This window comes from Pseudomonas sp. GW460-LB5 (assembly GCF_059423245.1).
The window spans coordinates 1-24711 of sequence record NZ_JBWKXT010000067.1 but is presented as its reverse complement, the minus strand read 5'-3'; the positions used below and the strand labels follow the sequence as shown (position 1 = coordinate 24711).

Annotated in this window: 20 protein-coding genes; 5 read left to right on the top strand and 15 right to left on the bottom strand. The window is 65.7% G+C overall.

Translation table 11 applies throughout. The annotated features are described in order from the left end of the window. Nucleotides 1-8 precede the first annotated feature (8 nt). Entirely contained in the window at nucleotides 9-4535 is a 4527-nt protein-coding gene (locus AC07XM_RS27160) for a hemagglutinin repeat-containing protein (protein WP_102690019.1), read from the top strand. 85 nt (nucleotides 4536-4620) lie between these two features. Here the strand turns inward: AC07XM_RS27160 and AC07XM_RS27155 are convergent, their stop codons facing one another. The 12 genes from AC07XM_RS27155 to AC07XM_RS27100 all read right to left on the bottom strand — a co-directional run bounded on the left by AC07XM_RS27155 (nucleotide 4621) and on the right by AC07XM_RS27100 (nucleotide 15129). After that, a complete protein-coding gene (locus tag AC07XM_RS27155; protein WP_102690018.1) occupies nucleotides 4621-5280 on the bottom strand; it encodes a general secretion pathway protein GspN in 660 nt (219 codons plus the stop codon). Beyond that, nucleotides 5277-5663 carry a type II secretion system protein GspM gene (gene gspM, locus AC07XM_RS27150; protein ID WP_024717656.1) on the bottom strand — a complete coding sequence of 129 codons (387 nt, stop codon included), beginning with the start codon at nucleotides 5661-5663 and terminating at the stop codon, nucleotides 5277-5279. Before gspM ends, AC07XM_RS27155 begins: the two co-directional genes overlap by 4 nt. Further along, the gene (gene gspL, locus AC07XM_RS27145) at nucleotides 5660-6736 is read right to left on the bottom strand and encodes a type II secretion system protein GspL (RefSeq protein WP_102690023.1); all 1077 of its coding nucleotides are present in this window, start codon (nucleotides 6734-6736) and stop codon (nucleotides 5660-5662) included. Before gspL ends, gspM begins: the two co-directional genes overlap by 4 nt. Continuing rightward, complete coding sequence (locus AC07XM_RS27140) at nucleotides 6733-7323, bottom strand: type II secretion system protein (protein ID WP_016485128.1); 591 nt, start codon at nucleotides 7321-7323, stop codon at nucleotides 6733-6735. The genes gspL and AC07XM_RS27140 overlap by 4 nt, the downstream gene beginning before the upstream one ends. Nucleotides 7324-7385: 62 nt before the next feature. Continuing rightward, nucleotides 7386-7754 carry a type II secretion system protein GspI gene (locus AC07XM_RS27135; protein ID WP_016485127.1) on the bottom strand — a complete coding sequence of 123 codons (369 nt, stop codon included), beginning with the start codon at nucleotides 7752-7754 and terminating at the stop codon, nucleotides 7386-7388. After that, nucleotides 7751-8188, bottom strand: coding sequence for a type II secretion system minor pseudopilin GspH (gene gspH, locus AC07XM_RS27130; RefSeq protein WP_016485126.1), 438 nt, complete (start codon nucleotides 8186-8188; stop codon nucleotides 7751-7753). Before gspH ends, AC07XM_RS27135 begins: the two co-directional genes overlap by 4 nt. Nucleotides 8189-8190: 2 nt before the next feature. Further along, the gene (gspG, locus tag AC07XM_RS27125) at nucleotides 8191-8625 is read right to left on the bottom strand and encodes a type II secretion system major pseudopilin GspG (RefSeq protein ID WP_016485125.1); all 435 of its coding nucleotides are present in this window, start codon (nucleotides 8623-8625) and stop codon (nucleotides 8191-8193) included. A 17-nt stretch (nucleotides 8626-8642) separates the two neighbouring features. Beyond that, nucleotides 8643-9845 carry a type II secretion system inner membrane protein GspF gene (gspF, locus tag AC07XM_RS27120; protein ID WP_102690017.1) on the bottom strand — a complete coding sequence of 401 codons (1203 nt, stop codon included), beginning with the start codon at nucleotides 9843-9845 and terminating at the stop codon, nucleotides 8643-8645. Between the two features lie 3 nt (nucleotides 9846-9848). Further along, nucleotides 9849-11297, bottom strand: a complete 1449-nt coding sequence (locus tag AC07XM_RS27115) for a GspE/PulE family protein (RefSeq protein WP_023049353.1) — start codon at nucleotides 11295-11297, stop codon at nucleotides 9849-9851. After that, nucleotides 11297-13063 (bottom strand): type II secretion system secretin GspD, encoded by a 1767-nt coding sequence (gene gspD, locus AC07XM_RS27110; protein WP_172455961.1) that lies wholly within the window; start codon nucleotides 13061-13063, stop codon nucleotides 11297-11299. The genes AC07XM_RS27115 and gspD overlap by 1 nt, the downstream gene beginning before the upstream one ends. A gap of 3 nt (nucleotides 13064-13066) precedes the next feature. Continuing rightward, nucleotides 13067-13492: a pilus assembly protein PilZ gene (locus tag AC07XM_RS27105; protein WP_095115761.1), complete on the bottom strand. Its 426-nt coding sequence runs from the start codon at nucleotides 13490-13492 to the stop codon at nucleotides 13067-13069. Continuing rightward, on the bottom strand, nucleotides 13489-15129 hold the full coding sequence (locus AC07XM_RS27100) for a bifunctional UDP-sugar hydrolase/5'-nucleotidase (RefSeq protein ID WP_102690015.1): 1641 nt from the start codon (nucleotides 15127-15129) through the stop codon (nucleotides 13489-13491). Before AC07XM_RS27100 ends, AC07XM_RS27105 begins: the two co-directional genes overlap by 4 nt. A gap of 223 nt (nucleotides 15130-15352) precedes the next feature. On the opposite strand from AC07XM_RS27100, the gene AC07XM_RS27095 reads away from it, so the two are divergent. Continuing rightward, nucleotides 15353-17428, top strand: a complete 2076-nt coding sequence (locus tag AC07XM_RS27095) for a PhoX family protein (RefSeq protein WP_102690014.1) — start codon at nucleotides 15353-15355, stop codon at nucleotides 17426-17428. A gap of 147 nt (nucleotides 17429-17575) precedes the next feature. Here AC07XM_RS27095 and gspK read toward each other — a convergent pair whose 3' ends face one another. After that, nucleotides 17576-18541, bottom strand: a complete 966-nt coding sequence (gene gspK, locus AC07XM_RS27090) for a type II secretion system minor pseudopilin GspK (RefSeq protein WP_070086996.1) — start codon at nucleotides 18539-18541, stop codon at nucleotides 17576-17578. Nucleotides 18542-18686: 145 nt separating this feature from the next. On the opposite strand from gspK, the gene tatA reads away from it, so the two are divergent. The 3 genes from tatA to tatC are packed head-to-tail and all read left to right on the top strand — an operon-like array spanning nucleotide 18687 to nucleotide 19968. After that, nucleotides 18687-18920, top strand: coding sequence for a twin-arginine translocase TatA/TatE family subunit (gene tatA, locus AC07XM_RS27085; protein ID WP_016485117.1), 234 nt, complete (start codon nucleotides 18687-18689; stop codon nucleotides 18918-18920). Next, nucleotides 18920-19210, top strand: a complete 291-nt coding sequence (tatB, locus tag AC07XM_RS27080; protein ID WP_102690013.1) for a Sec-independent protein translocase protein TatB — start codon at nucleotides 18920-18922, stop codon at nucleotides 19208-19210. Before tatA ends, tatB begins: the two co-directional genes overlap by 1 nt. Continuing rightward, on the top strand, nucleotides 19207-19968 hold the full coding sequence (gene tatC / locus AC07XM_RS27075) for a twin-arginine translocase subunit TatC (protein ID WP_070086994.1): 762 nt from the start codon (nucleotides 19207-19209) through the stop codon (nucleotides 19966-19968). Before tatB ends, tatC begins: the two co-directional genes overlap by 4 nt. 103 nt (nucleotides 19969-20071) lie before the next feature. Here tatC and AC07XM_RS27070 read toward each other — a convergent pair whose 3' ends face one another. Next, entirely contained in the window at nucleotides 20072-20383 is a 312-nt protein-coding gene (locus tag AC07XM_RS27070) for a YqfO family protein (RefSeq protein ID WP_016485114.1), read from the bottom strand. Between the two features lie 3 nt (nucleotides 20384-20386). Further along, complete coding sequence (purL, locus tag AC07XM_RS27065) at nucleotides 20387-24286, bottom strand: phosphoribosylformylglycinamidine synthase (RefSeq protein WP_102690012.1); 3900 nt, start codon at nucleotides 24284-24286, stop codon at nucleotides 20387-20389. Between the last annotated feature and the right edge of the window lie 425 nt (nucleotides 24287-24711).

The following is a 24711-nucleotide window of genomic DNA, read 5'->3' as shown; positions in this document are numbered from 1 at the left end:
ACGAGAAAATGCAAACACTCTCGCAGTTACCGCCCATTCGCCCGAACACCCTGCGCTGGGCCATCTTCCTCGCCTTGCTCGGCTCCAGCGCCGCACTGGCAGACAGTGCGCTGGAGGCAGCCAGCGGACCGGGTGGCATGCCGGTCATCCACAACGGCCACGGAATACCGGTGATCGACATCGTGCCGCCCAATGCCAGCGGGTTGTCCCACAACCAGTTCATCAACTACAACGTTGGCAACCCGGGCCTGGTGTTGAACAACGCCACCGGAGCCGGGCAGTCGCAACTGGCCGGCGCCTTGGCCGCCAACCCGCAGTTTCAGGGCCAGGCCGCTTCAACCATCCTCAACGAGGTAGTCAGCCGCAACGCTTCAATGATCGAAGGGCCGCAGGAGATCTTCGGGCGCCCGGCCGACTACATCCTGGCCAACCCCAATGGCATCACCCTCAATGGCGCAAGCTTCATCAACACCACGCGCGCAGGCCTGGTGGTTGGCACCCCGGAATTCGAGCAGGAGCAACTGCGCTACCTCGACACGCTCAACGCCAGCGGCTCTCTGCAGGTACTGGAGCAGGGGCTGAGCAATACCGCTGGCGCCATTGAACTGATTGCGCCGCGCGTGGACAGCAAAGGCCTGCTGACGGCCAGCGAAGCGCTCGACATCACGGTCGGGCGCAACCGTATCGACAGCCGCAGTGGCGAGGTGGTCGAACACCTGCCCAGCCCCACGTCGAGCATTGATGCCAGCCTGTTCGGTGCAATGCGCGCTGGGCGGATCCGCGTGGTGAGCACGGCCGAGGGCGCAGGCGTGCGGGTGGGCACATCACAGATTCTGGGCACGGAGGGGGTGGAAATACGCTCGGCGGGGCGTCTGCATGTCAGCGGCGAGGCCGACACCCCCGCCGAGCTGCGCAGCGAGCACGGTACACTGAAACTCACCGCTGCCGATGACCTGACGCTTGAAGCGGTCGACGGCCAGGCCCCGCGAATCGAAGCCAAGGCCGGCAAGAAGCTGACGCTGGATGCCAAGACCCGCGAGCGCATCGAACACGACACTGACAGCTGGAACAAAAAGTTCTTGTTCATCACCCGCGAAACCTACAACCGCAAAACCACCACCACCGAGCAGCAGCAACAGGGCAGCCAATTGCTGGGCAGTGACAGCGTGCTGCTGCAGTCCGGTGACGACATGCGCATGACCGCCGCGAACGTGGCGGCAGGCAACACGCTGACGGTAGACAGCGGCGCCGGCCTGGACATCGTGGCCGGCATCGACAGCCAGCGCGTCGAAGAGCAGGTGCGCCATCGCAAGGACTTGTGGCGCGGTGACCGGGATACCGATCAGCTGAAGGAAACCGCAAACGGCAGCACTCTCGGCGCCACGCACATGAAGATCAAGGCAAGCGGCAACCTCAATGTTCAAGGCAGCAGCTTGCAAAGCCGCGGCGATATGGCCATCCATGCGAAACAGGCTGATATCGGCACCACCACCCTGCAAGAGCGCGGAACCGGGCGTAACTACCGTGGCGACCTGGTATCAGGCACCTTCTTTGCCGACCGCGAAGGGAACGACAGCGAGGGCCAGGCCATTGCCGGCAGCACAGTTGCGAGCGATGGCAAGCTTACCGTGACAGCCGAAAAGGTCGCCATCAAAGGCAGTACCGTGCACGGCAAACAGGACGCGGTGCTTTACAGCGACAAAGGGGCGCTGGCCATCGAGGCTGACCACAGCCGCAGCACTTCCACCCACCGTACCCAGGACAGCAAGCTGTTCGGCCTGATTGGCAATGAGCATGAAAGCACGGACCGTAAACAGCAGGTACTGGTCAGCGACGTCAGCTCGGCCAGCAACCTGCGCCTGGCCAGCGCCGCCGATTTACGCATCCAGGGCGCCAAGATCGAAGCTGGCAAGCACTTGCAGGTCGAGGCTAAAGGCGATCTGCGGGTGGGCAGCGCGCAATCGGTCGATGAGCGCGAAACCCGCGACCAGCATCGCGGCTTCACAGCCAGCGCCAGGCAATTCCAGGAAGCCGAGGATGGCAAACCCGAGTCCCGCCAGTACGCAGCTGGCGTGGCGTACGAGGTGGCTACCAGCACCACCAGGCAACGCACGACCGGCCAGGTCGCCAGTGAACTCAAGGCTGCCTCGGTGGGCATGAACAGTGGCGCACACCTGCAGGTCAACGCCAGCAAGGTCCAGGCCACTGCCGGTGGCCTTGATGTACAGGCGCGTAAAACGACGCTGGGCGCAGCCCGCAATGACCGCGACGCGACCACCAGTACCACCCACAGTGGTGGCGGTTTGACGGTAACCGGCGGCATCGACCGGCTGGGCAGCGCGTTCGAAGGCCATCACAACCGCGAGGTGCGGACTGAGCGCGAAAGCAAGGTGCAGCGCAGCGAGTTGCAAGCCAGCGGCGATCTTGAATTGCGCAGCGACGACCTGGTCACCGAGGCCGCACGCGTCAAGGCCGGCAACACCTTGCAGGTGACCGCAAAACGCATCGACAACCGCGCGGTGCAGGATACCCAGGCGCATGAGCAGCGCCGTGACGACTGGTCGGGCAGCCTGGGCGCGAGTGTCGAGTACCGCGACCTGACCCGCCCCATCGAACGCCTGGTACTGGGTGAGGAAGCCGCTCGCTTCCAGCAGGCCTCGCCCGAAGATGCCATGGCGCTGCCCAGCGCAGGTGCCGACATGACCGTCGAGCACCTCAAGCGCCTGGAAAACCAGCGCCGTGGTTTTGCCCAGGTGAGCGAGCTGTCAGGGGCCAAGGCCGAGGTCAAGGCCGACGCCCTTGCAGACCAGGGCACCCAATGGCGGGCCACTGCCGGCTCGCTGAAGATCGAGGCGCAGCAACATGATTTGCGCGCCGCCAGGAACAGTGAGGAAACCAGCGTACAACGTCTGGCCTATGGCGGCGACGCACGCCTGGACACCAGCACCGGCAAGGACCTGAATGTGCGCGTGGCAGGCAAAGGCGGGTCGCTGGATAAAAAGGCTAGCGCCAGCACGGCTGTGCCGGGCAGCCTCTACGGGCAACAGGGTATCCAGGTCCAGCTGGGGAGCGATGGCCGCTACGAAGGCGCCCGCATCGATGGCGGTGAAGGCAGCGTGGTCATGCACAGTGCCGGCTCGCTGGCCCTGCTGCAGGCGACCGACCAGGCCGAACAGCAGTCACGCCAGCTCGACGGCAATGCCTGGACCAAAGTCGGCAATCGACCAGGCAGCACCGGTGTCGATTCCCGTGGCTATCTCGACCACGGCCAACAGCTGAGCACGCAGACCAAGGCCCAAGTGGCGCAAATCGACGCCAAAGGCGAGGTGCAGCTGACCAGCACAGGCGACCTGATGCTCGAAGGCACCCGCATTGGCAGCCGAGCGGCCAAGACCGGCGACATTCTGGTGCAGAGTGGTGGCCAGCTGCAGGTCAAGGCCGCCAGCAATACCCAGCAAGCCACCGGCGCCAAGCTGGGCGGCGGCCTGGAACTGGCGGTGAAGGCAGGCGAGACCAAGGGGGGCGCCATAGGCGGCCACTTCAGCCACGGCAAGCAGAACGAAAAGGCGCGGCAGGCGGTCGATGCCCAGTTTGCAAGCAACGGCACACTGACCCTGAGCAGCAACGCCCGCGAGGACGTCGCCCTGCACCTGCAAGGCCTGCAGGCCACGGCCGGGCAGATCAGCCTCGAGGCCCCGAATGGCGGCATGCGGGTGGAGGCCTCCTCCAACCAGGAGCAACGCGACAACCTTGACATCACCGCCGGTGCCGGTTTCAACATCGCCCAGGGCGCACTCGACACACGCGGCGTACATGGTCGCCTGAAGGTGGCACTCGACAAGCGCGACAACCTCACCTGGAATGCCAGTGACCTGCGCGCCGAGCGCATCGACCTGAAAAGCCTCAGCGACACCCGGATCGAGGGCACAAGCCTGGAAGCGGGGCACATCGGTGGCGCGATCGACGGTGACCTGTACATCGCCAGCCGCAAGGACAGCGTCGATACCCTGAGCGTGAACGGCGATGCCAGGCTCAGCCAGGAGAAAAACCCGCAGGGCTATGTCAACGCAGCCACTTCGATGGCAGGGCCGCTGGCGAGCAAGGTCGAGAAAAAGGCCGGTCCGGCCCTGAGCAAGGCTGAGCCTGGGTTCTCGCCAACCTTCAGCCTTGACGTGTCGCATGTGCAGCGCGACGGCGTGGCCCATCAGGCCGTGCTCAAGGGCCGCGACGGTATCGACCTGCAGGTCGGTGGCAATGCCCGGTTGCTGGGGGCACGCGTGCAGTCGGCCAAGGGCGACGTGGTGCTCGACGCCGACGCGGTCACCCGGGAAACGCTGAGCGGTAGTGACTATCGCCGGGACGTGTCGCTCAATGCATCCAACTCGCCAGTGGACCTGGGCACGGCCATCGCCGAGATGGCCAAGGGCAAAGGGGCTGCGGAGGGGGAAAATGCGCTGGACCTGGGTGTATTGAGGACCAGTGGCTACAGCCGCAGCGAGCAATGGGCTTCGAGTGTGCAGGGTAAGAAAAACTGAAGCACACGCGCAGGCCGCGCAAGACCAAGTCGAGCGGCCCCGGCAGGAGCAACCGCCCCTGCCGGGGGCCGCGTCAGGTTGCGTTTTACCAGCGTAGGTCTCGCTGCCCCGCCAGCGCCTGGGGCCCGAGCCATTGGGCGCCCCGCAACAATGGCGTCAGTGCCGCCTCTGGTTGCAGCTCGAATACCACCTCTGCCCGGCGCGCCCCGAGGTCGGCATCCACGTCCAATTGGTGCTGCCCCTGCTGCGCCAGTTGCCCACGAAGCCGCCACCCACTGTGGCAGTCCATCTCCAGCCAGCCCTGCCCCAAGCCCAGTGACCATGGCTCGCTCAGGGCCAGGTCGGTTACCGTTACGCGGCCTTCGCTGGCTCGGCATAGCCGCCCTGCCCCCTGCACCTTCAACGCGCCCTGCCACTGACCCGCCAGACGATAATCCGTGGACACCGTCGCCTCGGCGCCCAGTGCGGTAACCTCCATCTGCCAGCGCCATGGCCAGCCCGCGATGTGCAACTGCCAGCCCTGCCCCTGGACGCCAAACTGCGCATCCGCCTGCAAGTGCCAAGGCTGCACCGCCCAGCGCAGCGGCCCGACTGGCCCTAGCTGATGTGCCTGGCCTTGCCAAAGGCTCCCGCTCACCTCACGCATTGGCAGGCCGGACGCACGCACCAGCCAATTGGCCGGCAGCTCAACCAGCAGCGTCAGCACGAAGACCAGCAGAACCCACACCATCGCTCTGCGGTTCATGGCTGCACCCGCACATCGAACCGTAACCCCTTGCCATCCAGCTCCAGCCCCCATTGCAGCGGCTGTGCGCCTTCTGCGCGCAGGCTTTGCAACCAGCCTTGCAGGGCCCGCTCATCAGCCACCTGGCCCTGCAGTTGCCAGGTGTTGCCCTGCACATCGACCTCGGCCAGTTCGATCTGCCGGGCCTGGGCCGACTGGCGTAGCCGTTCCAGGTTCAGCCCGGGGCCGCCATGCAGGTTGGCGGCTTGTTCTGCCAGCCCCCGCCACTGGCTGAGCTCGCGCCATTGCGCCAAGCCCTCGCGCACCGCCAGGAAGGTCAGCAACACGGCAATCAGCAACCAGGCGAATTTCAGCCGATGGCGCTGCATCCAGGCCCGGTTCATGCGGCCACCCCCAAGTCGAAGACCACTTCACCACCCTGTACCTGTACGGCAGCACCGGCAGCGTTGGCCATGTCCTGCCAGGGTGGCGCGGCGCCGTCGCCCTCTAGCCGCAAGTGCCAGCGCTGGCCGTCGAAACGCACCGCTTGCAGGCGCCAGCCGGGGTGATCCTGCAGCCAGGCCTGTAACGCTGCCTGCAGGTCTTCAAGCTGGCGGGTGCGTACCTGCTGCTGAAGCTCGCTTTCGCGCAGGCGCTTGAGGGCCTGCGCGGCGTGGCGTGGGCTGGCCTGCTCGCCCGTCACGGCAATGACCTGAGCGCGCCAAAGTTGTGCCTGGCGCCATTGCTGGCTCAACCACAGCCCGCCCCAGACTGTCGCCAGTACCAGGCAGGCTGCCAACAGTCGTTGCTGCGGGCGTGAAACGTCGGGCAACGAAGGGGCCTTGCGTGCACGTTCGAACAGGCCGGGTATCGTGTCGAGCGGCGCAAGCGCGCCTGGCCAGTTTCCACTCAGCGGCACGCTTTGCAGATGTGCCCACGGTTGCTGCGGCGTCTCACCCAGTGCTTGCGGCCATGCCAGCCAATGCTCCTGCCCGTCCTCGGCCAGCCCTTTGTACAAGGACATGCCGGGCGTGCGCTGCCAATGCCAGGCGGTGCCTGCCTCAGGCCCCGGCAGCAACTGCAACTCCGCCCAGCAACGCTCTACCTGCCAGCCCCATGCGGCACACTGCCCGCGCCAGCCGTCCAGTTGCTCACGCGCCACCACCAGCAAGCGAAGGTGCCCCGGCGCACGGGCCAGGCACGCGCAGCTGACTTCGTCCGGCGGTTGCAGCAAGCGGTCTTCGAGCAACAACGGCCACTCCTCACGCTTGAGCCCGGGTGGGGCGGGCACGTGGAAGAGGCTGCAGGCCTCGGCAGGCAGAATCAGGGCAACCCGGGCTTGCAGGTTAGCCGGTGGCTCACCCTGCCCCTGGCTTTGCACGGTGCCACCGTCCGCCAGCGCCCAGTGCCAGACATCACCCGGGCGCAGCAGCAACCAGGGCTGAGCAAATCTGCGCTGTCGCCATTCAAATTTCATGAGCGCCCCCACGGGAGGGCGAAGGTGCAGACATAAGGTGCTCCATCACGCTGCAGTTCCAGGCGCACGCCACGGCCGGGGTGCGCAGGCTGGTCAGAAGGCCAGGCCAGCCAACGGCCGCCCTGGTAATAAAGGATATTCATGGCACCGACCCGGTCGAGCCGCTCACGCTGTACCCAGTGCGGTGCGGCGGCGGCGTACAGGTCGGCCGAGCTTTCCAGCAGCAGGCGCTGCTCACGGGGCTCGAAGCGCAAGCGCTGGCGTTGCAGGCGCGAGCCGCCTTCGGCTTGCGGCAGGCCGGTGGTGGCAACCCACTGCAACTGGTTGCTTGCCGGTTGCCAGTCCAGCCAGCGGCTGGCCAGCGGCAGACGCTGGTCGTAGACGCGGCGCAGCACCGGGCTGTCGAAACGCCGCTCAAGGGCCAGGCAAAAGTCCAGCACCGAGGTTTCCTGGGTGGTCACCTGCAGGCGCTCGCGCACTTTCAGCCAGCCATTGACCAACGCAGCGAGCATGATGCCGAGCAGGACGGTCAGGGCCAGGGCGACCATCAGTTCGATCAGGGTAAGGCCTGCCTGGCGGCGCTTCATGTATTGATGCTCGGGTTCAATGCCTGCACAGAACCTTTGTAGGAGCAGTGGTGGCGAGCTTGTCATGGGCGCTCCAGAAACACGGTGTACTGGCCCAGTGGCACGCGTTGGTCGCGGTCGGCGAACAGTTGCAGCTCGCCACGGCGCAGGTCGCGCACACCAGTGCGGCGCAGTTGCAGTTGCCAATGACACGGCTGGCCACCCTGGCTCAGTTCACCCCTCACCGGGTTGGCGGCAGGCCAGAATTGCTCGACGGCGAAGCGTGTTTGCAGTTCGCGGGCACACAACAGGCCAAGGCGGTGTTGTTGCAGGTTGTGCTGCACGGCCAGGCGCTGACGCAGGACCTGGCTGGTGATCACCGCCAGCACAGCGGCGATCGCCAAGGCCACAGTGACCTCCAGCAAGGTGAAGCCACGCTGGCGTCGCTTCATGGTGCAACCGCTACCTGTAAACGGCCATCGCGGCTCCAGGCCCATTGCTGGCTGCCATCGGCCCAGCGCCAGCGCACGCTGCCCGGCTGTGCCCAGCCATGCGGGGTAAACAGCAAGTGGGGCTGCGGGCTGGCGGGCCAGTCCGGGTGCAGGCCCTTGGGCCAGTCGCCAAGCCCGACCGCTTCGACCACCCAGGCATTCCCCTCACGCCGCACGAACTCCGGGCGTCGGCCATTCCAGCGCAGGCCCCGCAGTTGCCCGGCATGCCGGGCCAGCGCGGCCTGGGCGCGAGTTTCGCTGGCCAGGCGTTGCAGGGCCTGATCGACACGGGCCTGGCCACCGCCGAGGCCGACCACTGCCAGGCCTGTCATCAGCCCGGCGATGGCCAGCACCACCAGCAATTCGATCAGGCTGAAGCCCCGCTGACGGCGCACCCTTACAGCGCCCAGTTACCCAGGTCGGCATCCTGGCCTTCGCCGCCTGGCTGGCCATCGGCACCCAGCGAGTACACATCAACCCGGCCATGTTCACCGGGCATGCGGTACTGGTACGGGGTGCCCCACGGGTCTTGCGGCAGGCGTCGCACATAGCCGTCGCTGCGCCAGGCCCGCGGCAGCGGTTCCTGGCTAGGTTTTTTCACCAGTGCGGCCAGGCCCTGCTCGCTGCTGGGGAAGCGCAGGTTGTCCAGCCGGTACATGTCCAGCGCCTGCTCCAGGGTGGCCAGGTCGGCCATTACCTTCTGCTTCATGGCCTTGTCCTGGTTGCCCAGCACGCTGGGTGCAACCACGGCGATCAGCAGGCCGATGATGAAGATCACCACCATGATTTCCATGAGGGTGAAACCGCGCTGGCGGTTACGTCGATGCTGCATGGCAGTGCTCCTTGTATTCACAGTTGCAGGCCCTGGTTGAGTTGCATGATCGGCAGCAGCACCGCCAGCACGATGAACAGCACCACGGCGCCCATCACCAGGATCATCAGGGGTTCGAACAGCGCCATGGCGGTATCCACCTGGCGCGCAAAGCCACGCTCCTGGTCGTCGGCCACACGCTCGAGCATGTCGGCCAGGGTGCCGCTGGCCTCGCCGCTGCCGACCATGTTCACCAGCAGCGGCGGGAATTGCTGGCTGGCATCCAGGGCACGGTGCAGGCTGGTGCCGCCCTGCACTTGCTGGCGCACCTGCTCCATGGCCAGGCGTATGCGCCGGTTGCCGACGGTTTCGGTGGCCACTTGCAAGGCTTCGAGCAGGGCCACGCCACTGCCGCTGAGAATCGCCAGGCTGCGCGCCAGGCGTGCGCTTTCCAGCACCTGCAACAGGCTGCCGATACGCGGCAAGCGCAGCAGCAACTGGTCACGGCGCAGGCACCAGTGCGGCTTGCGCAGCAGCCAGGTGCCAAGCCCACCCGTCAATAGCGCCAACCCCAGCAACCAGGGCCCGGCGTGCACCAGCCCCTGGCTCAGGCCGATCAGCAACGCGGTAATCAGCGGCAGGCTTTGCCCGGCGTGGGCAAACTGTTCGGTGAGCTTGGGCACGACAAAGGTCATCAGGCCGATGACCACGGCAAGCGATACGCCCATCAATACGGTGGGGTAGATCAGCGCAGTACGCGCCTTGTGTTGTTGCCGTTGCACCTGTTCCAGGTGGTCGGCCAGCCGGGTCAGCACCTGTGCCAGGCGCCCGGAGCGTTCGCCGGCCTCGACCAACGCGCAGTACAAGCCAGTGAACGGCGCCCCCTGGCGGGCCAGGCTGCGGGCCAGGCCCAGGCCTTCGGCGAGAGCGCCGCGCAGGGCCACCAGCACACTGTGCAGGGTCGGCTGGCGCAGTTGGCGTTCAAGGGTGGCCAAGGCATCGACCAAGGGGATGCCGGCACCGGTCAGCGTCGCCAATTGACGGGTTAGCTCACACAGTTGGGGCTGGCTCAGACGCTGGCGCCGGGGTTGCCGGTTGCTGATGTCCTGGCGCTGCAGCTGGCGGGCAAACAGGCCCTGCTCGCGCAGCAACTGGCGCGCATGGCGTTCGCTGTCAGCCTGCAGGCTGGCCTTGCGGGTCTTGCCGGTGAGGTCCACGGCCAGGTAGCGATAGGTCGGCATGGGTTAGCCCTGCACCACGCGCAGCACTTCGGCCAGGCTGGTCTCGCCACGGGCCAGGCAGTCGCTGGCCATCGCGACCAGGCTCTGCCGGCGTTCGGCCAGGTAATCCTGCATGGCCAGTTCACTGGCGCCGTCATACAGCAAGCCGATCAGCCCGGCATCCAGCTCGATGAATTCGTACAGGCCCACGCGCCCGACATAGCCGCTGCCCTGGCACAGCTCGCAGCCCACCGCGTGGTAGCTGCTACCCAGCGCCGCCAGTTCCGGCCACAGGCCACGCTCGGCATGTTGCAGCGGCTGCGCTACGGCGCAACTGCACAGGCGCCGCACCAGGCGCTGGGCCAGCACCCCACGCAGGCACGAGGCAATCAGGAACGGTTCGATGCCCATGTCGCGCAGGCGGGTCACCGCGCCCACAGCACTGTTGGTGTGCAGGGTGGACAGCACCAGGTGGCCGGTCAGGCTGGCCTGCACGGCGATCTGCGCGGTTTCCTGGTCACGGATTTCGCCGAGCATGATCACGTCCGGGTCCTGGCGCAGAATCGCACGCAGGCCACTGGCAAAGGTCAGCCCCGCACGTGGGTTGATAGCGGTCTGGCCGATGCCGGCGATGGCGTATTCCACCGGGTCCTCGACAGTGAGGATGTTGCGGCTGCCATCGTTGAGGCTGTTGAGGCTGGCGTACAGGGTGGTGGTCTTGCCTGAACCGGTCGGGCCGGTGGACAGCACGATGCCATTGGGGCGGGCCAGGCAGCTGCGCAGGCCTTGCAATACCGAGGGCGGCATACCCAGGTTGCCCAGCGCCAGCAAGCTGGCCTGCTTGTCGAGCACACGCATGACCACGCGCTCGCCATGAATGCCGGGCAGGGTCGAAACCCGCACATCCACCTCACGCCCTGCCGCGCGCAGGGTAATACGGCCGTCCTGGGGCTGGCGCTTCTCGGCGATATCCAGGCGTGCCATGACTTTGATCCGCGACACCAGCATGGCCGACAGCGCACGTGGCGGGCGCAACACTTCGCGCAGGTGGCCATCGACCCGCAGGCGCACCACCAGGCTTTGCTCGAAGGTTTCGATATGGATATCCGAGGCACGCAGGCGCAGGGCCTGGCCGAACAGACCATTGATCAGGCGGATTACCGGGGCTTCGTCATCGCTTTCCAGCAGGTCTTCGATCTGCGGCATCTCGCTCATCAGGCTGTCCAGGTCGACCTGGTCGCCAATGCCTTCGATCAACGCTTCAGTGGCGCCATCGCCAGCCTGGTACAGCTGGCCGAGGCGCTCATCGAACACGGCAGGTTCCAGGTATTCGAGCCTGCACGGCTGGCCATGCACCCGCAGCAGCTCCTGCACCTGGGCACTGTCGGCGTCGGGCCGCAGCCACAGCTGCCAGCCCTGTTCCGTGGTGGTCATGGCCACCCCGCTCTGCCGCGCCTGGCGATAGGGCAGCATCACCAGGCACCGCCTTCGAGGCGCGCGCGGCTGGAGGGGAATACCTGCAACAGCGGCGTACCCTCGGCAAGGTCCGGCAGTTGCAATGGCGTGGTCTGCTGCAAGGTGCGGTATTTTTCTTCGCTGAGCCCGGCCAGGCTCGGCCCGTCCCGCAGAATGCGCGGGCGGATGAACACCATCAGGTTCTGCTTGGTGTTTTTGCTGGCATCGGAGCGGAACAGCCGGCCCAGGTAAGGGATGTCACCGAGCAGCGGCACGCGCTGGTTGCTGGTGCTCAACTCGTCGCTGATCAGGCCGCCGAGAATGACCAGGCCATTGTCTTCCACCATGACTTTGGTCTTGATCTCGCGCTTGTTGGTGATCACGTCACTGGCCGCGCTGGACTCGGCGATCGACGACACTTCCTGGACAATGTCCAGGCGCACGCTGTTGTCGATGTTGATCTGCGGCTTGATGCGCAGCTTCACCCCGACTTCTTTGCGCTCGATGGTCTGGTAGGGGTTGGCGTTGTTTTGCGTCACCGAGCCGGTAACGAACGGCACTTCCTGGCCGACCAGGATCGATGCTTCGGCATTGTCCAGGGTCAACAGGGTAGGCGTGGACAGCAGGTTGAAGCCGCTCTTGCCCTTCAGCGCATTGACCAGCATGGCAAAGTTGAAGCCGCCGCCGAAATGGCCGATGCCCGCCGTGGCGCCGGTAGTCGCGGACAACAGGTCGCCAAGGGCCTGGTTGTCACCGCTGGCAGCAGCCCCGGCAATGTTGGCGATGTTTACCCCATTGCTGCCGAAATTGACGATGCCGGCCCCGAATTTTTCGTCGGCAAACAGCCATTGCACGCCCAACTCCTGGGCGCTGCTATCGGACACCTCGGCGATGATGGCCTCCACCACGACCTGGGCGCGGCGGATGTCCAGCTGTTCGACGATGGTGCGGTAGGCGGCCAGCTCGCTGTCGGGGCCGACCATGACCACGGCGTTGGTGCCTTCTTCGTACTCCAGACGGATGCCCGGGGCACCGGCAGCGGCCATCACCGGCCGGTCCTTGGCCTCGCCTTCGCCCGTGCCTTCAGCCGGCGCCATGCCTTCCTGACCAAGCCCGCGCAGCACCTTGACCACTTCACCTGCGTTGGCGTGCCGCAGGTAGATGACTTGGGTACTGCCGCTGCCGGGTGCTTCCTGAGGGCGGTCAAGCTGGCGCAGCAAGCTGGCGATACGGTCCAGGTTGCTGCGCCAGTCGGTTACCACCAGCTGGTGCGCCGCCGGGTACGGGGTGATCACCCCCACCCGTGGGTCGATCAGCGGTTTGAGGATACCCAGCACCTGCTCGCTGGCGGCGTTGCGCACATTGAATACCCGAGTTGCCACGCTGTCACTGCCCTCGCCCTGCTGCCCACCCGCCTCCACCGGCACCGGCTCCAGGCGCGCGGCCTGGTCGGGGACAATCTTCACGCTGCCGTTGGGCAGGTCGACGGTGGCGTAGCCCTGGGCGCGCAACTGCGCCAGGAAGATGTCGTAGATGGCATCGGCGTCGTGCAGGTCAACGGTGCGCACGGTGACCTTGCCCTTGACCCGGGGGTCGACGATGAAGGTGGTGCCGGTGATGCGCGACACGCTGTCGATGAATTCGCCCAGTTCGGTGTCGACGAAGTTCACCTCGTACATCGGCGTACCATTTTCATCGAACACTGGCTCTTCGGCGCGTGCCTCAGGCAGGCCTGTGGCCAGGGCCAGGCTCAACACGGCGGCCACGCAGTATCTAACAGGCATCGTTCATCCTTGCCGCTTGAAGCCGGTCACGGCGGGGCGTGGCGGCCAGGGCAAGCGTTCACGCCGCCCCTGGTTGTTGAAAATCAGGCCATCGGTGTCGATGTCCTGCAGCACGATCCCCGGCGCCAGGCGCTGACCGCGGGCCAGGGTGCGCACCTGCTGGCCGTAGCGCAGCACCACTACGCTGGAAGACAGCGGCTGCGCCCTGAGGCCGCCGAGGTAGTGCAATGGCAGGCGGGTAATGGCGATGGCGCCATCGTCGATGGGCGCTTGCCAGTGCCCGACCATCAGCCCGGGCAGCGGGTTGGCGGCGGCCACCGGCGCGATGGCCGGTTGCGGCTGGCGGCTCAGTTGCAGCACGCACTGGGCGGCTAGCCAACCGGCCAGGGTCAGGCCAGCGCCGGTGAAAACGCGCGAGGCCAGCGTCACGAGGCCAACTGCCGTGGGTGCCAGCCCGGATGCCCCTGCACGTAACGCACTTCGGGCAGTGGCAGCGGTGCCAACTGCCAGTCGCCACGCTGCCGGGCGAGCCAGGCTTCGACCCGTTGCCACAGGGGTTCGCCAGCCTGGCTTTCAAACTGCAGGCCGAAGGTGCGGCACAGGCCCTGCACTGGCTCCAGCCCAGTGACGCGCTTGCCTTGCGGGCTGTAGCTGACGCGCCAAGCCTGGCTCTGCCAGCGGGGCAGATCCTGGCTGTTGTCCAGCAACAGCGGGTCACCGAACAACTGCTCTGCCGCGTTCTCCAGCACTTGCTCCACTTGCCGGGCCGGCGCTTCGACCACCGGCGCCGGGTAGCCACCGGTGAGGCTGATCAGGTGTTCGCGTGTGATCGATGCACCTGCGGGCAGCGGGTAGTCGTAACGCAGGCCCGGCAACAGCACGGGCATGCTGCTGTCATCGGCCAAGGCTTGATGCAGCAGGCGGTCCCAGCTACCGCCACGGGTATCGCGGCGCCACAAGGCCTGAGGCGCACGGGCCAGCGGTTGGTCGAGCCACGCCGCATGGCCGGCACGTTGCTGGCGCAGCTCTGCCTGCAATGGCGCGACGCGCAGCTGCGCGGCAGGCGCCAGTTGTTGTTCAAAGGCCGGGAAAAAACGCCCGTCGAAGTGCCACTGCCCGGCCACACGCTGGCAGCGCAGGCGGAACGCACCGCTGCCCCGGCAACCGGCGAACAGCACCGGTACCCGGCGACCACTGGCTTGGGTTACCTCGACGGGCGCCGGCCACAGGTCCTGGCCACGGGCGCACAACAGCACATCGATGTGGGGCACACGCTCGGCCAGCCAAAGGCCGGGGCCGGTGCCGACATCGGCCATGGCCACCACCAGGTCGGCCTCGCGCCGGGCCTGCTCGAAGACCGGCTGAAGTGACTGGTACCACTGTTTGAGAGAGGCTTTCTGGTCTTGGGCGTAGGGGTCGGTCACGCCGACCACGGCAACCCGGGCGCCGCCGCGCTCGAAGACGTGCAAGGCTTCCAGGCCCAGGGCCTGGCGTTGCCCGTCCGCCAGGCCGGCGCCGAGGCTAACTGCACCCGCCTGGCGATACAGCCCTGTGCTGCGTTGTGGCCACAGCACACGCTCGTCACTGCTGACCCGCGCTTCGATACCCAGCAGTTGGCTGCCCTGCACCCCGCTCTCGCCCTGGGTCAGGTAGGCCAGCCCACTGCCGTTCCAGCCCTGGCCATTCTCCAGGGTCAGGCTGTTGCCTGCGCCGGCCTCGCCGCGCAGTTGCTCCAGCAGGGCCGCCAGCACCGCATAGCCGCCGAGCTGGGCTGATGTTGCCTGGCTGGCATCGAGCAGCGGCGCCAGCTGCGGGTAGGCCAGGCTGGCGCTGCTACCGGTCATCCACGGCGCGCGGCCCAGGTGGCTGACCGGCCCCAGGCGGGTGGCTGGCACCACGGCCTGGCCGGGTTGGCGGGCATCGAGGGTATCGGCCACGTACAGCACGTCGAGCCGGGCGTTGCCGCCCTGCTGCCCAGGGAAGGCGGAACAAGCGCCGAGCAGCGGTGCCAATGCCCCGACACCCATCCAGCCGATCACTTCGCGCCTGTGCACACTGCTCGCCATCGCACCCGCCATCCTTTTTCGCACCATTCAGGGCCCCGGATGTTGCGGCGTTGGCATTACAGTTTGATGGCAGAAATCCGACAGCAATTCCAAATTGATCTGTAAGCGTAATTTCTAAGAGCGCGCCGTTTTAAAAGCCCCTTAACATTTCTGCCAATCAATCATCATATTTCCCCCCTAAAGTCGCGGGTTCCTCTAACTCAGCCACTACAAGGACACCCTGATGAGTCGAGATACCGGCGACAACCTGGACCGGAACCACAGCGGCAACATGCCGATGGCCAACGTCATGGACGCCTACCTGAGCCGCCGCAGCGTGATGCGCGGCAGCCTGGGCGCCGCCATCGCCATGATCGCCGGTACCGGCCTGACAGGCTGCTTCGACGGTGGTGGTTCCGATCACGATGATCCGGTCACCGAACCACCGGTGACCGAGCCGCCTGTCACCGAGCCAGAGGTGCCGAAACTGGCACTGGGCTTCCAGTCCATCCCCGGCTCGCGTACCGACGCCTGCGTGGTTGCCGCCGGCTACAGCGCCTACGTGCTGGCGCCCTGGGGCACGCCACTGAACAGCAACGCCAACCCATGGAAGCCCGACGGCAGCAACACCTCGACCGACCAGGCCAACGCCATGGGCATGCACCATGACGGCATGCACTTCTTCCCTATCAACGGCAGCTCGGAAGACGGCCTGCTGGCGATCAACTTCGAGTACATCGACACCGCCGCCCTGCACCCGGCCGGCCCGACCACCGATGTCAACGGCAAGCGCCCGGTCGAGGAGGTGCGCAAGGAAATCAATGCCCACGGGGCTGGCGTGGTGCGCCTGCAGAAAATCAGCGGCCGCTGGCAAGTGGTCGACAACGACCCGCTGAACCGCCGCTTCACCACGGCTTCGCGCATGGAAATCACCGGCCCGCTGCGCGGCACCGACCACGTCAAGACCAAATACTCCACCGCCGGTACCCACTGCCGCGGTACCAACAACAACTGCGGCAACGGCTATACCCCGTGGGGCACCTACCTGACCTGTGAAGAGAACTGGCCGGGCATCTTCGTCAACAAGGGCACCCGCCCCGAAGACCAGCGCCGCATTGGCGTAGGCACCTCCAGCGGCCAGTACAAGTGGGAAAGCGCTGCCGGTGACAGCACTGAAGTGGCTGACGAATTCGCCCGTTTCGATGTGACCGTCAAGGGCGCCAGCGCTACCGACGACTACCGCAACGAAGCCAGCACCTACGGCTATATCGTCGAGATCGACCCGTACAACAGCAGCACCCTGGCCACCAAGCGCACCGCCCTGGGCCGTTTCCGCCACGAGGGCTGCGCACCAGGCCTGCCTGTCGCCGGCAAGCCGCTGGTGTGGTACATGGGTGACGACTCGAACAATGAGTACCTGTACAAGTGGGTGTCCACCGCCGTGTGGGATGCCGCCGACGCCACTCCGGCGGACCGCCTGGCCACCGGCGCCAAGTACCTGGACCAGGGCAAACTCTACGTGGCCCGCTTCAATGCCGATGGCACCGGTGTATGGCTGCTGCTGGATGTGGCCACTGCCACCACGGGCGGTAGCACCTTGGGTGCGCTGTATGGTGACCTGCCGGGCATCATCCTCAACACCCGGGGTGCCGGCGATGCCGTGGGTGCAACACCGATGGACCGCCCGGAATGGACCACGGTCAACCCGCTGAATGGCGATGTGTACCTGACCCTGACCAACAACAGCGCGCGCACCCCGGAGAAGGTCGATGCGGCCAACCCGCGCGGCCCGAACCGCCACGGCCATATCATTCGCTGGCATGACAGCGACGACCAGTTGAGCTTTACCTGGGACATCTTCGTGTTCGGCGCCAACGCGGCCGGTACCGCCGACATCAACCGCTCCGGCCTGACCGAACTGAACCAGTTCGCCAGCCCCGACGGCATGAGTTTCGATAGCCGTGGCGTGTTGTGGTTCGAGACCGACAACGGCGAGAGCACCCTCACCGATTACACCAACGACCAACTGCTGGCGGTGATCCCTACCGACCTGGTGGACGCCACCGGCAAGCAGGTGCCGGTGAACGCACAGAACCAGGTGGACCTGCGCCGCTTCTTCGTTGGGCCGAATGACTGCGAAGTGACCGGGATTGCCTTTACCCCGGACAACAAGACCTTGTTCGTGAACATTCAGCACCCGGGGAACTGGCCGTATACCGACAAGGCGACCGATGCTACGCCGGCCGGAACCAAGGTAAGGCCGCGGGCTTCGACGGTGGTGATTCAGCGGATTGATGGCGGGGAGATCGGCACTGCCTGATCGAGCTGTTTACGGGGGCCGCTTTGCGGCCCTTTCGTCGGCAAGCCAGCTCCCACAGGGATATCACAGGCCATGAATGCCTTGGTTTCCTGGGGGAGCTGGCTTGCCGGCGAAAGGACTGCAAAGTAGCCCCGGCAATATCGAGCCCTACCAGGCCATGGGCTCCCGGCTACGCACCCGCACCTGCTGCGCCGGCACCCGGGCATGCCATTGCACCACTCCCAGCGCCTCTACCTGAAACTCGCTGCGTATCACCCGCCCCTCTTCCTCGAACGACAGCTGCAGCAGGAAGTACCCGCTGTTGAGCAGCAAACCCTCACTCAGCCGTTCAAACGTTTCGTCATCCACCGCCCCTAGCGCCTGGCGCAACGCGGCCGCATCCACATACCCCGACGCCGGCCGCCCGCTGATGATGCGGCTGAGCAGCGACCGCGAATAGCGCCCTTCGTACAGCGCTTCCAGCAACGGGAGGTGCTCCAGCCCGAGCGCATTGGCGTTCAGACGCCAGCCGGTGATCTCGGGCAAGGCGCACAGCATCGGATAACGCGCTTGGCGGCTGGCGTCCGGCTCCAGCAACAGGTTCAGTTCGCTGGTGTCGAGCATCGGCTGGTTGGCCGCCAGGCGCGGCGGTTGCTGGCGCAGGTACTGGGCACTTTCGGCGCCCTGCAGGCGGGTGTCGCTGTCGGCGTCGAGCCAGTCGGCCAGCGCATCGACCAGGCGTTCGGCGGCCATGTCGTCGCCCAGCAGGTGACGCAATTGGCGCTCGGCGCGCTCGCCATCGGCACCCAGCAGCGCATTGACGTTGAAGCAGGTGTGCTGGTCGCGCACCCGCAGCTGCGCCTGCCCGGCGCCAAAGTCGTAATTCAGCGGCTGCCCCCGCAAGGCCTGCCAGAACAGCGGGCTAAGCCGCCAGGCGGGGTCGCGCAGAGCCTGCTCGGCATAGGCCAGGCCGGCCTGCTCCATAGCCCGCACCTGTATGCGCTGGTGCAGCAGGCGCACTTCATCCACCTGGCGCCGGCCATCTTCCACCAACCAGGCCATGCCCGCCGCCAGCATTGCCAGCACCACCATCACCATCAGCAGGGCCGCACCCTGCTGTTGCCTGCCACCCATCCGTGCGTGCCTCGCTCGCAGAATAAAGACGCCAGTCAACACGCGGTGTGTTGCAGGTAGATGGCAATGCCAGTCCGTCATCTGCGCGTCATCTGCACGAGGCAGGATTGCCCTTCCTTTTCATGACCTTACAGGAGTGGTGGCAATGGGTGGCATTGGAATCTGGCAACTGGTGATCGTACTGCTGATCGTATTCCTGCTGTTTGGTACCAAGCGCCTCAAGGGCCTGGGCAGCGATGTGGGCGAGGCGATCCAGGGTTTTCGCAAGTCCATGGGCGGCGACACTGACGCCAACGCAACTGGCCAGGCGCAGGTTCAGCAACAGGCCCCGCTGACCGGCCAAGCCGCGCAGCAGCCTCAAGCGGACCGTCAGGCCTGATGTTCGAGGTAGGCTTCAGCGAGCTGCTGCTGGTGGGCGTCGTCGCGCTGCTGGTGCTGGGCCCGGAGCGCCTGCCGGTTGCAGCGCGCACCCTCGGGCGCGGCCTGGGCCAAGCACGCCGGGCCATGTACGCCTTGCGCACGCAGGTAGAACGCGAAATCGAGTTGCCCAACCTCGACAGCGCACCGCTGCAGCGCCTGGAACAGGAAATACGCCAGGGCATCAGCCTGAACACGGTGCCGGCCAATGATGCCACCACGGTCGCCGCCCCCAAGGAAAACGCCCCATGAGTATTGCCATGGACCCGACAGCCAGCATGCCGCTGACCGAACACCTGCGGGACCTGCGCAAACGCCTGGTGCGTTGCCTGGCACTGGTGGCCTTGGTATTCGCCGGCCTGTTCCCCTTCGCCCAGACGTTGTACACGCTCATCTCCGAACCGCTGCGGCGCTTTTTGCCGGAAGGCGCCAGCATGATCGCCACCAGCGTCACCTCGCCGTTTCTGACGCCGTTCAAGCTGACCGCAATGTGCGCACTGTTCATCGCCATGCCGCTGCTACTGCACCAGGCATGGGGCTTTCTGGCACCGGGGCTGTACCGCCGTGAGCGGCGCATTGCCCTGCCACTGCTGGTGTCGAGCATCGTGCTGTTCTATGCCGGCATGGCGTTCGCGTTCTTCCTGGTGTTCCCGATGATGTTCGGTTTCTTTGCCAGCGTGACGCCGGACGGTGTGGCGATGATGACCGATATCAGCCAGTACCTGGACTTTATCCTGGCGCTGTTCCTGGCATTCGGGCTGGCGTTCGAGATCCCGGTGGCAACGTTCATCGTTGTCTGGGTGGGGTTGGCGGATGTGGCCACATTGCGGCGCAGCAGGCCCTACGTGATCGTCGGGTGCTTTGTGGTGGGGATGATTTTGACGCCACCGGATGTGTTTTCGCAGACGATGTTGGCGGTGCCGATGTGGGTGCTGTTCGAGGTGGGGTTGCTGGCTTGTGCCGGGTTGAAACGGCCTGAGCCAGGCAAGGAGATTGTGGCTGAACTGTAGGGCCTGTTCGCGGGCACGCCCGCTCCCACAGGGATCGCACAATACTCGAGGGTTGTGCGATCCCTGTGGGAGCGGGCGTGCCCGCGAACAGCCGTGATGCGGTCTAGAACTCGGCGAGCCGCCAGACCTCATAGGCTGGCGTCTCGTACGGGTGGCTTTGCTTCAGCGCTGCGACAGCCTGGGCAATCAGCTCGTCAGCCACCACCAGCTCTACCTTCCACTCCTCCACCACCTCGACCTGACCGGCTTGCCCGAGGAACGGCTGGCTGCCGTCCAACGGGCGGAACTGGCCCTGGCCCAAGGTTTGCCAGGCGCAGTGGTCATAGTCGCCGATGCGCCCGCCACCAGCAGCGAACACAGCGGCCTTGACCACCTCGACATGGCTGGCGGGGACAAAGAAGGCGAGCTTGTACACGCCTTAGTTCACCCACACCCGCGCGTTGCGGAACATACGCATCAGCGCGGCATCTTCCTGCCACTCATCCGGGCGCCAGGAGTTCTGCACGGCGCGGAACACGCGCTCCGGGTGCGGCATCATGATGGTCACGCGGCCGTCGCGGCTGGTCAGGCCGGTGATACCACGCGGCGAGCCGTTCGGGTTGGCCGGGTAGGCTTCGGTGACCTTGCCGTGGTTGTCGACGTAGCGCAGGGCCACACAACCGGACAGGTCGGCTTCCAGCAGTGCCGCTTCATTGGCGAACTCGGCATGGCCTTCACCGTGAGCGATGGCGATCGGCATGCGCGAACCGGCCATGCCCTGCAGGAAGATCGAGTTGGACTTCTGCACCTCGACCATGGCAACGCGAGCCTCGAACTGCTCCGAGCGGTTACGCACGAAGTGCGGCCAGTACTCGGTGCCCGGGATCAGCTCGTGCAGGTTGGACATCATCTGGCAACCGTTGCACACGCCCAGGGCGAAGCTGTCGGTACGCTCGAAGAAGGCCTGGAACGCATCACGGGCACGGGCGTTGAACAGCGCCGACTTGGCCCAGCCTTCACCCGCACCCAGCACGTCACCGTAAGAGAAGCCACCGCAGGCGACCAGGCCTTTGAAGGCCTCGAAGTCGACACGGCCCGCCAGGATGTCGCTCATGTGCACGTCGATGGCGGCAAAACCGGCACGGTCGAAGGCAGCGGCCATCTCGACCTGGCCGTTGACGCCCTGCTCACGCAGGATGGCCACTTGCGGGCGCACGCCCTTCTTGATGTACGGCGCGGCGATGTCGTCGTTGACATCGAAGCCCAGCTTGACCGACAGGCCTGGGTTGTCTTCCTCGAGCAGCAGGTCGAATTCCTGGTCGGCGCAGTCAGCGTTGTCGCGCAGGCGCTGGATCTGGTAGCTGGTCTCGGCCCACTGACGCTGCAGCATGCGACGGTCGTCGTCGAACAGCACTTCGCCGTTCAGGCTGATGGACACTTCGGCGTTGTTGACCGGCTTGCCGATCACCGCGACGCACTCCTCGCCCAGGCCAGCCGCGCTGAACTGCGCCAGCACGTCCGGGGTGGCATCCTGGCGAACCTGGATAACCGCACCCAGCTCTTCGTTGAAGAGGATGGCCGGTACGTCTTTACGGTTGTCAGTCAGTGGGTCGAGTTGCAGGTCCAGGCCGCAGTGGCCGGCGAAGGCCATTTCCAGCACGGTGGTGATCAGGCCGCCGTCGGAGCGGTCGTGGTAGGCCAGCAGGTGGCCGTCGGCGTTCAGCCCCTGGATCACGGCAAAGAAGGCCTTGAGGTCTTCGGCGTCGTCCACGTCCGGTGCCTGGGCAGCAATCTTGCCGTAGGTCTGCGCCAGGATCGAGGCGCCCATGCGGTTCTTGCCACGGCCCAGGTCGATCAGGATCAGGTCGGTCTCGCCCTTGTCCATGCGCAGTTCAGGGGTCAGGGTCTTGCGAATGTCGGTGACCGGGGCGAAGCCGGTGATGATCAGCGACATTGGCGAGGTGACGCTCTTCTCGCCACCCTCATCGCTCCACTTGGTCTTCATCGACATCGAGTCTTTGCCGACCGGAATGGTAATGCCCAGCTCCGGGCACAGCTCCATGCCGACAGCCTTGACGGTGTCGTACAGGCGGGCATCTTCACCCGGGTGACCGGCGGCGGACATCCAGTTGGCCGACAGTTTGATGTCGGACAGTTTCTCGATGCGCGAAGCCGCCAGGTTGGTCAGGGTTTCACCGATGGCCATGCGCCCGGACGCCGGGGCATCCAGCAGCGCCAGCGGGGTGCGCTCGCCCATGGCCATGGCTTCACCGGTGTAGACGTCGAAGCTGGTGGCGGTGACGGCGCAGTCAGCGACCGGTACCTGCCACGGGCCGACCATCTGGTCGCGGGCAACCAGGCCGGTGATGGTACGGTCGCCAATGGTGATCAGGAAGCTCTTGCTGGCCACGGCCGGGTGGTTCAACACGCGCTGCACGGCATTGTCCAGGTCCAGCTCGCTCGGGTCGAAGTCATCGCCCAGCTCGGCCTCGCGGGTAACCGAGCGGTGCATGCGCGGCGGCTTGCCCAGCAGCACGTCCAGCGGCATGTCCACAGGCGTGTTGCCGAAGTGGCTGTCGCTTACGGTCAGGTGCGGCTCTTCGGTTGCTTCACCGACCACGGCAAACGGGCAACGCTCACGCTCGCAGATGGCCTGGAAACGCTCGAAGTCGACCGCGCTGACGGCCAGCACGTAACGCTCTTGCGATTCGTTGCTCCAGATTTCGTGCGGGGCCATGCCCGGCTCGTCATTTGGCACGTTACGCAGCTCGAAGCGGCCACCACGGCCACCGTCGTTGACCAGCTCGGGGAAAGCGTTGGAGATACCGCCCGCGCCCACGTCGTGGATGAAGGCGATCGGGTTGTTGTCACCCAGCTGCCAGCAGCGGTCGATGACCTCTTGGCAACGGCGCTCCATTTCCGGGTTTTCGCGCTGTACCGAGGCAAAGTCCAGGTCAGCCGAGCTGGCACCGGTAGCCACCGACGAAGCGGCGCCGCCACCCAGGCCGATCAGCATGGCCGGGCCGCCGAGCACGATCAGCTTGGCGCCGACGGTGATCTCGCCCTTCTGCACGTGGTCTTCACGGATGTTGCCCATACCACCGGCCAGCATGATCGGCTTGTGGTAGCCGCGCACTTCTTCACCGTGCGGGGTATTGATGGCCTGCTCGAAGGTACGGAAGTAACCGGTCAGGGCCGGGCGACCGAATTCGTTGTTGAACGCGGCGCCACCCAGCGGGCCTTCGATCATGATGTCGAGGGCGTCGACGATACGCTCAGGCTTGCCGTAGACCTGCTCCCAAGGCTGTTCGAAGCCCGGAATGCGCAGGTTGGACACGGTGAAGCCGGTCAGGCCCGCCTTGGGCTTGGCGCCGCGGCCGGTAGCACCTTCATCGCGGATTTCGCCACCGGAGCCGGTGGAGGCGCCGGAGAACGGGGCGATGGCAGTCGGGTGGTTGTGGGTTTCCACCTTCATCAGGATGTGCACCGGCTCCTGCACCGCGCCGTACTGGCGGGTTTCAGGGTTCGGGAAGAAGCGGCCGGCCACATTACCGACGATGACCGAGGCGTTGTCCTTGTACGCAGACAGCACGCCTTCGCTGTGCATCTGGTAGGTGTTCTTGATCATGCCGAACAGGCTTTTTTCCTGAGCCTGGCCGTCGATGTCCCAACTGGCGTTGAAGATCTTGTGGCGGCAGTGCTCGGAGTTGGCCTGGGCGAACATCATCAGTTCGATGTCGTTCGGGTTGCGCTTGAGCCCCTGGAAGGCAGCGACCAGGTAGTCGATCTCGTCTTCGGCAAGGGCCAGGCCCAGGTCGATGTTGGCCTGGGCCAGGGCGTCACGGCCACCGGCCAGGATGTCCACCGAGGTCATCGGCTTGGGCTGGGCGTGGCTGAACAGGTCGGACGCCTGCTCCAGCTGGCCGAGCACGCGCTGGGTCATGCGGTCGTGCAGTTCGGCAGCAATCAACGCAGCATCAGCGTCGCTCAGGGTGCCGGCAACGTAGTAGGCGATGCCGCGCTCCAGGCGCTGGATCGACTGCAGGCCGCAGTTGTGGGCGATGTCGCTGGCCTTGCTGGCCCACGGCGAAATGGTGCCCAGGCGCGGCACGACCAGGAACAGGCGGCCAGTCGGCTCCTGTACCGGCACGCTCGGGCCGTACTTGAGCAGACGGCCCAGCACCTGCTGCTGGTCGGCGGTCAGCTCGCCATCGACATCGGCGAAGTGGGCAAATTCGGCATACAAACCAGTAACAGCGGGGACTTTCTGGCTCAGTTGCTCGAGTAATTTACCGTGGCGAAAGGCAGAAAGGGCAGGAGCGCCGCGCAGGATCAACATCGTCGGGACAGCCTCAGGAAGGGGTGTGCTTAGAGGCCGTGCATTCTAGCCTACTTCGATGGTTTTCGGCACCCGCTCTAAGCCACGGCTGCCGGGCGGCGTAACCGGACTTTCGGGTCAGAATTTGAAGTGCTCGCCTTGAGAGGTTTGTCGCGTGGAAGATCGAGCGCCGCCCGCGCGGCGCTTCGCGGGGCAAGCCCGCTCCCACATTTGTTTCAGGCCAATCATTCCTGAACCATTGGCGCGCGGGCCCTTGTTTGCTCCATTCGATATCGCGTGTTGCGCTGATGCTTTTCATCCCTTTCCAGCCATGCACCCCGGGTGCGCGCGCCAATGGAGGCAGGAGAAACTGGCCCGAAACAAATGTGGGAGCAACTGTCTTCTTGTGGAAGCTGGCCTTGCCGGCGATGGGGCGAGTAGCGCCC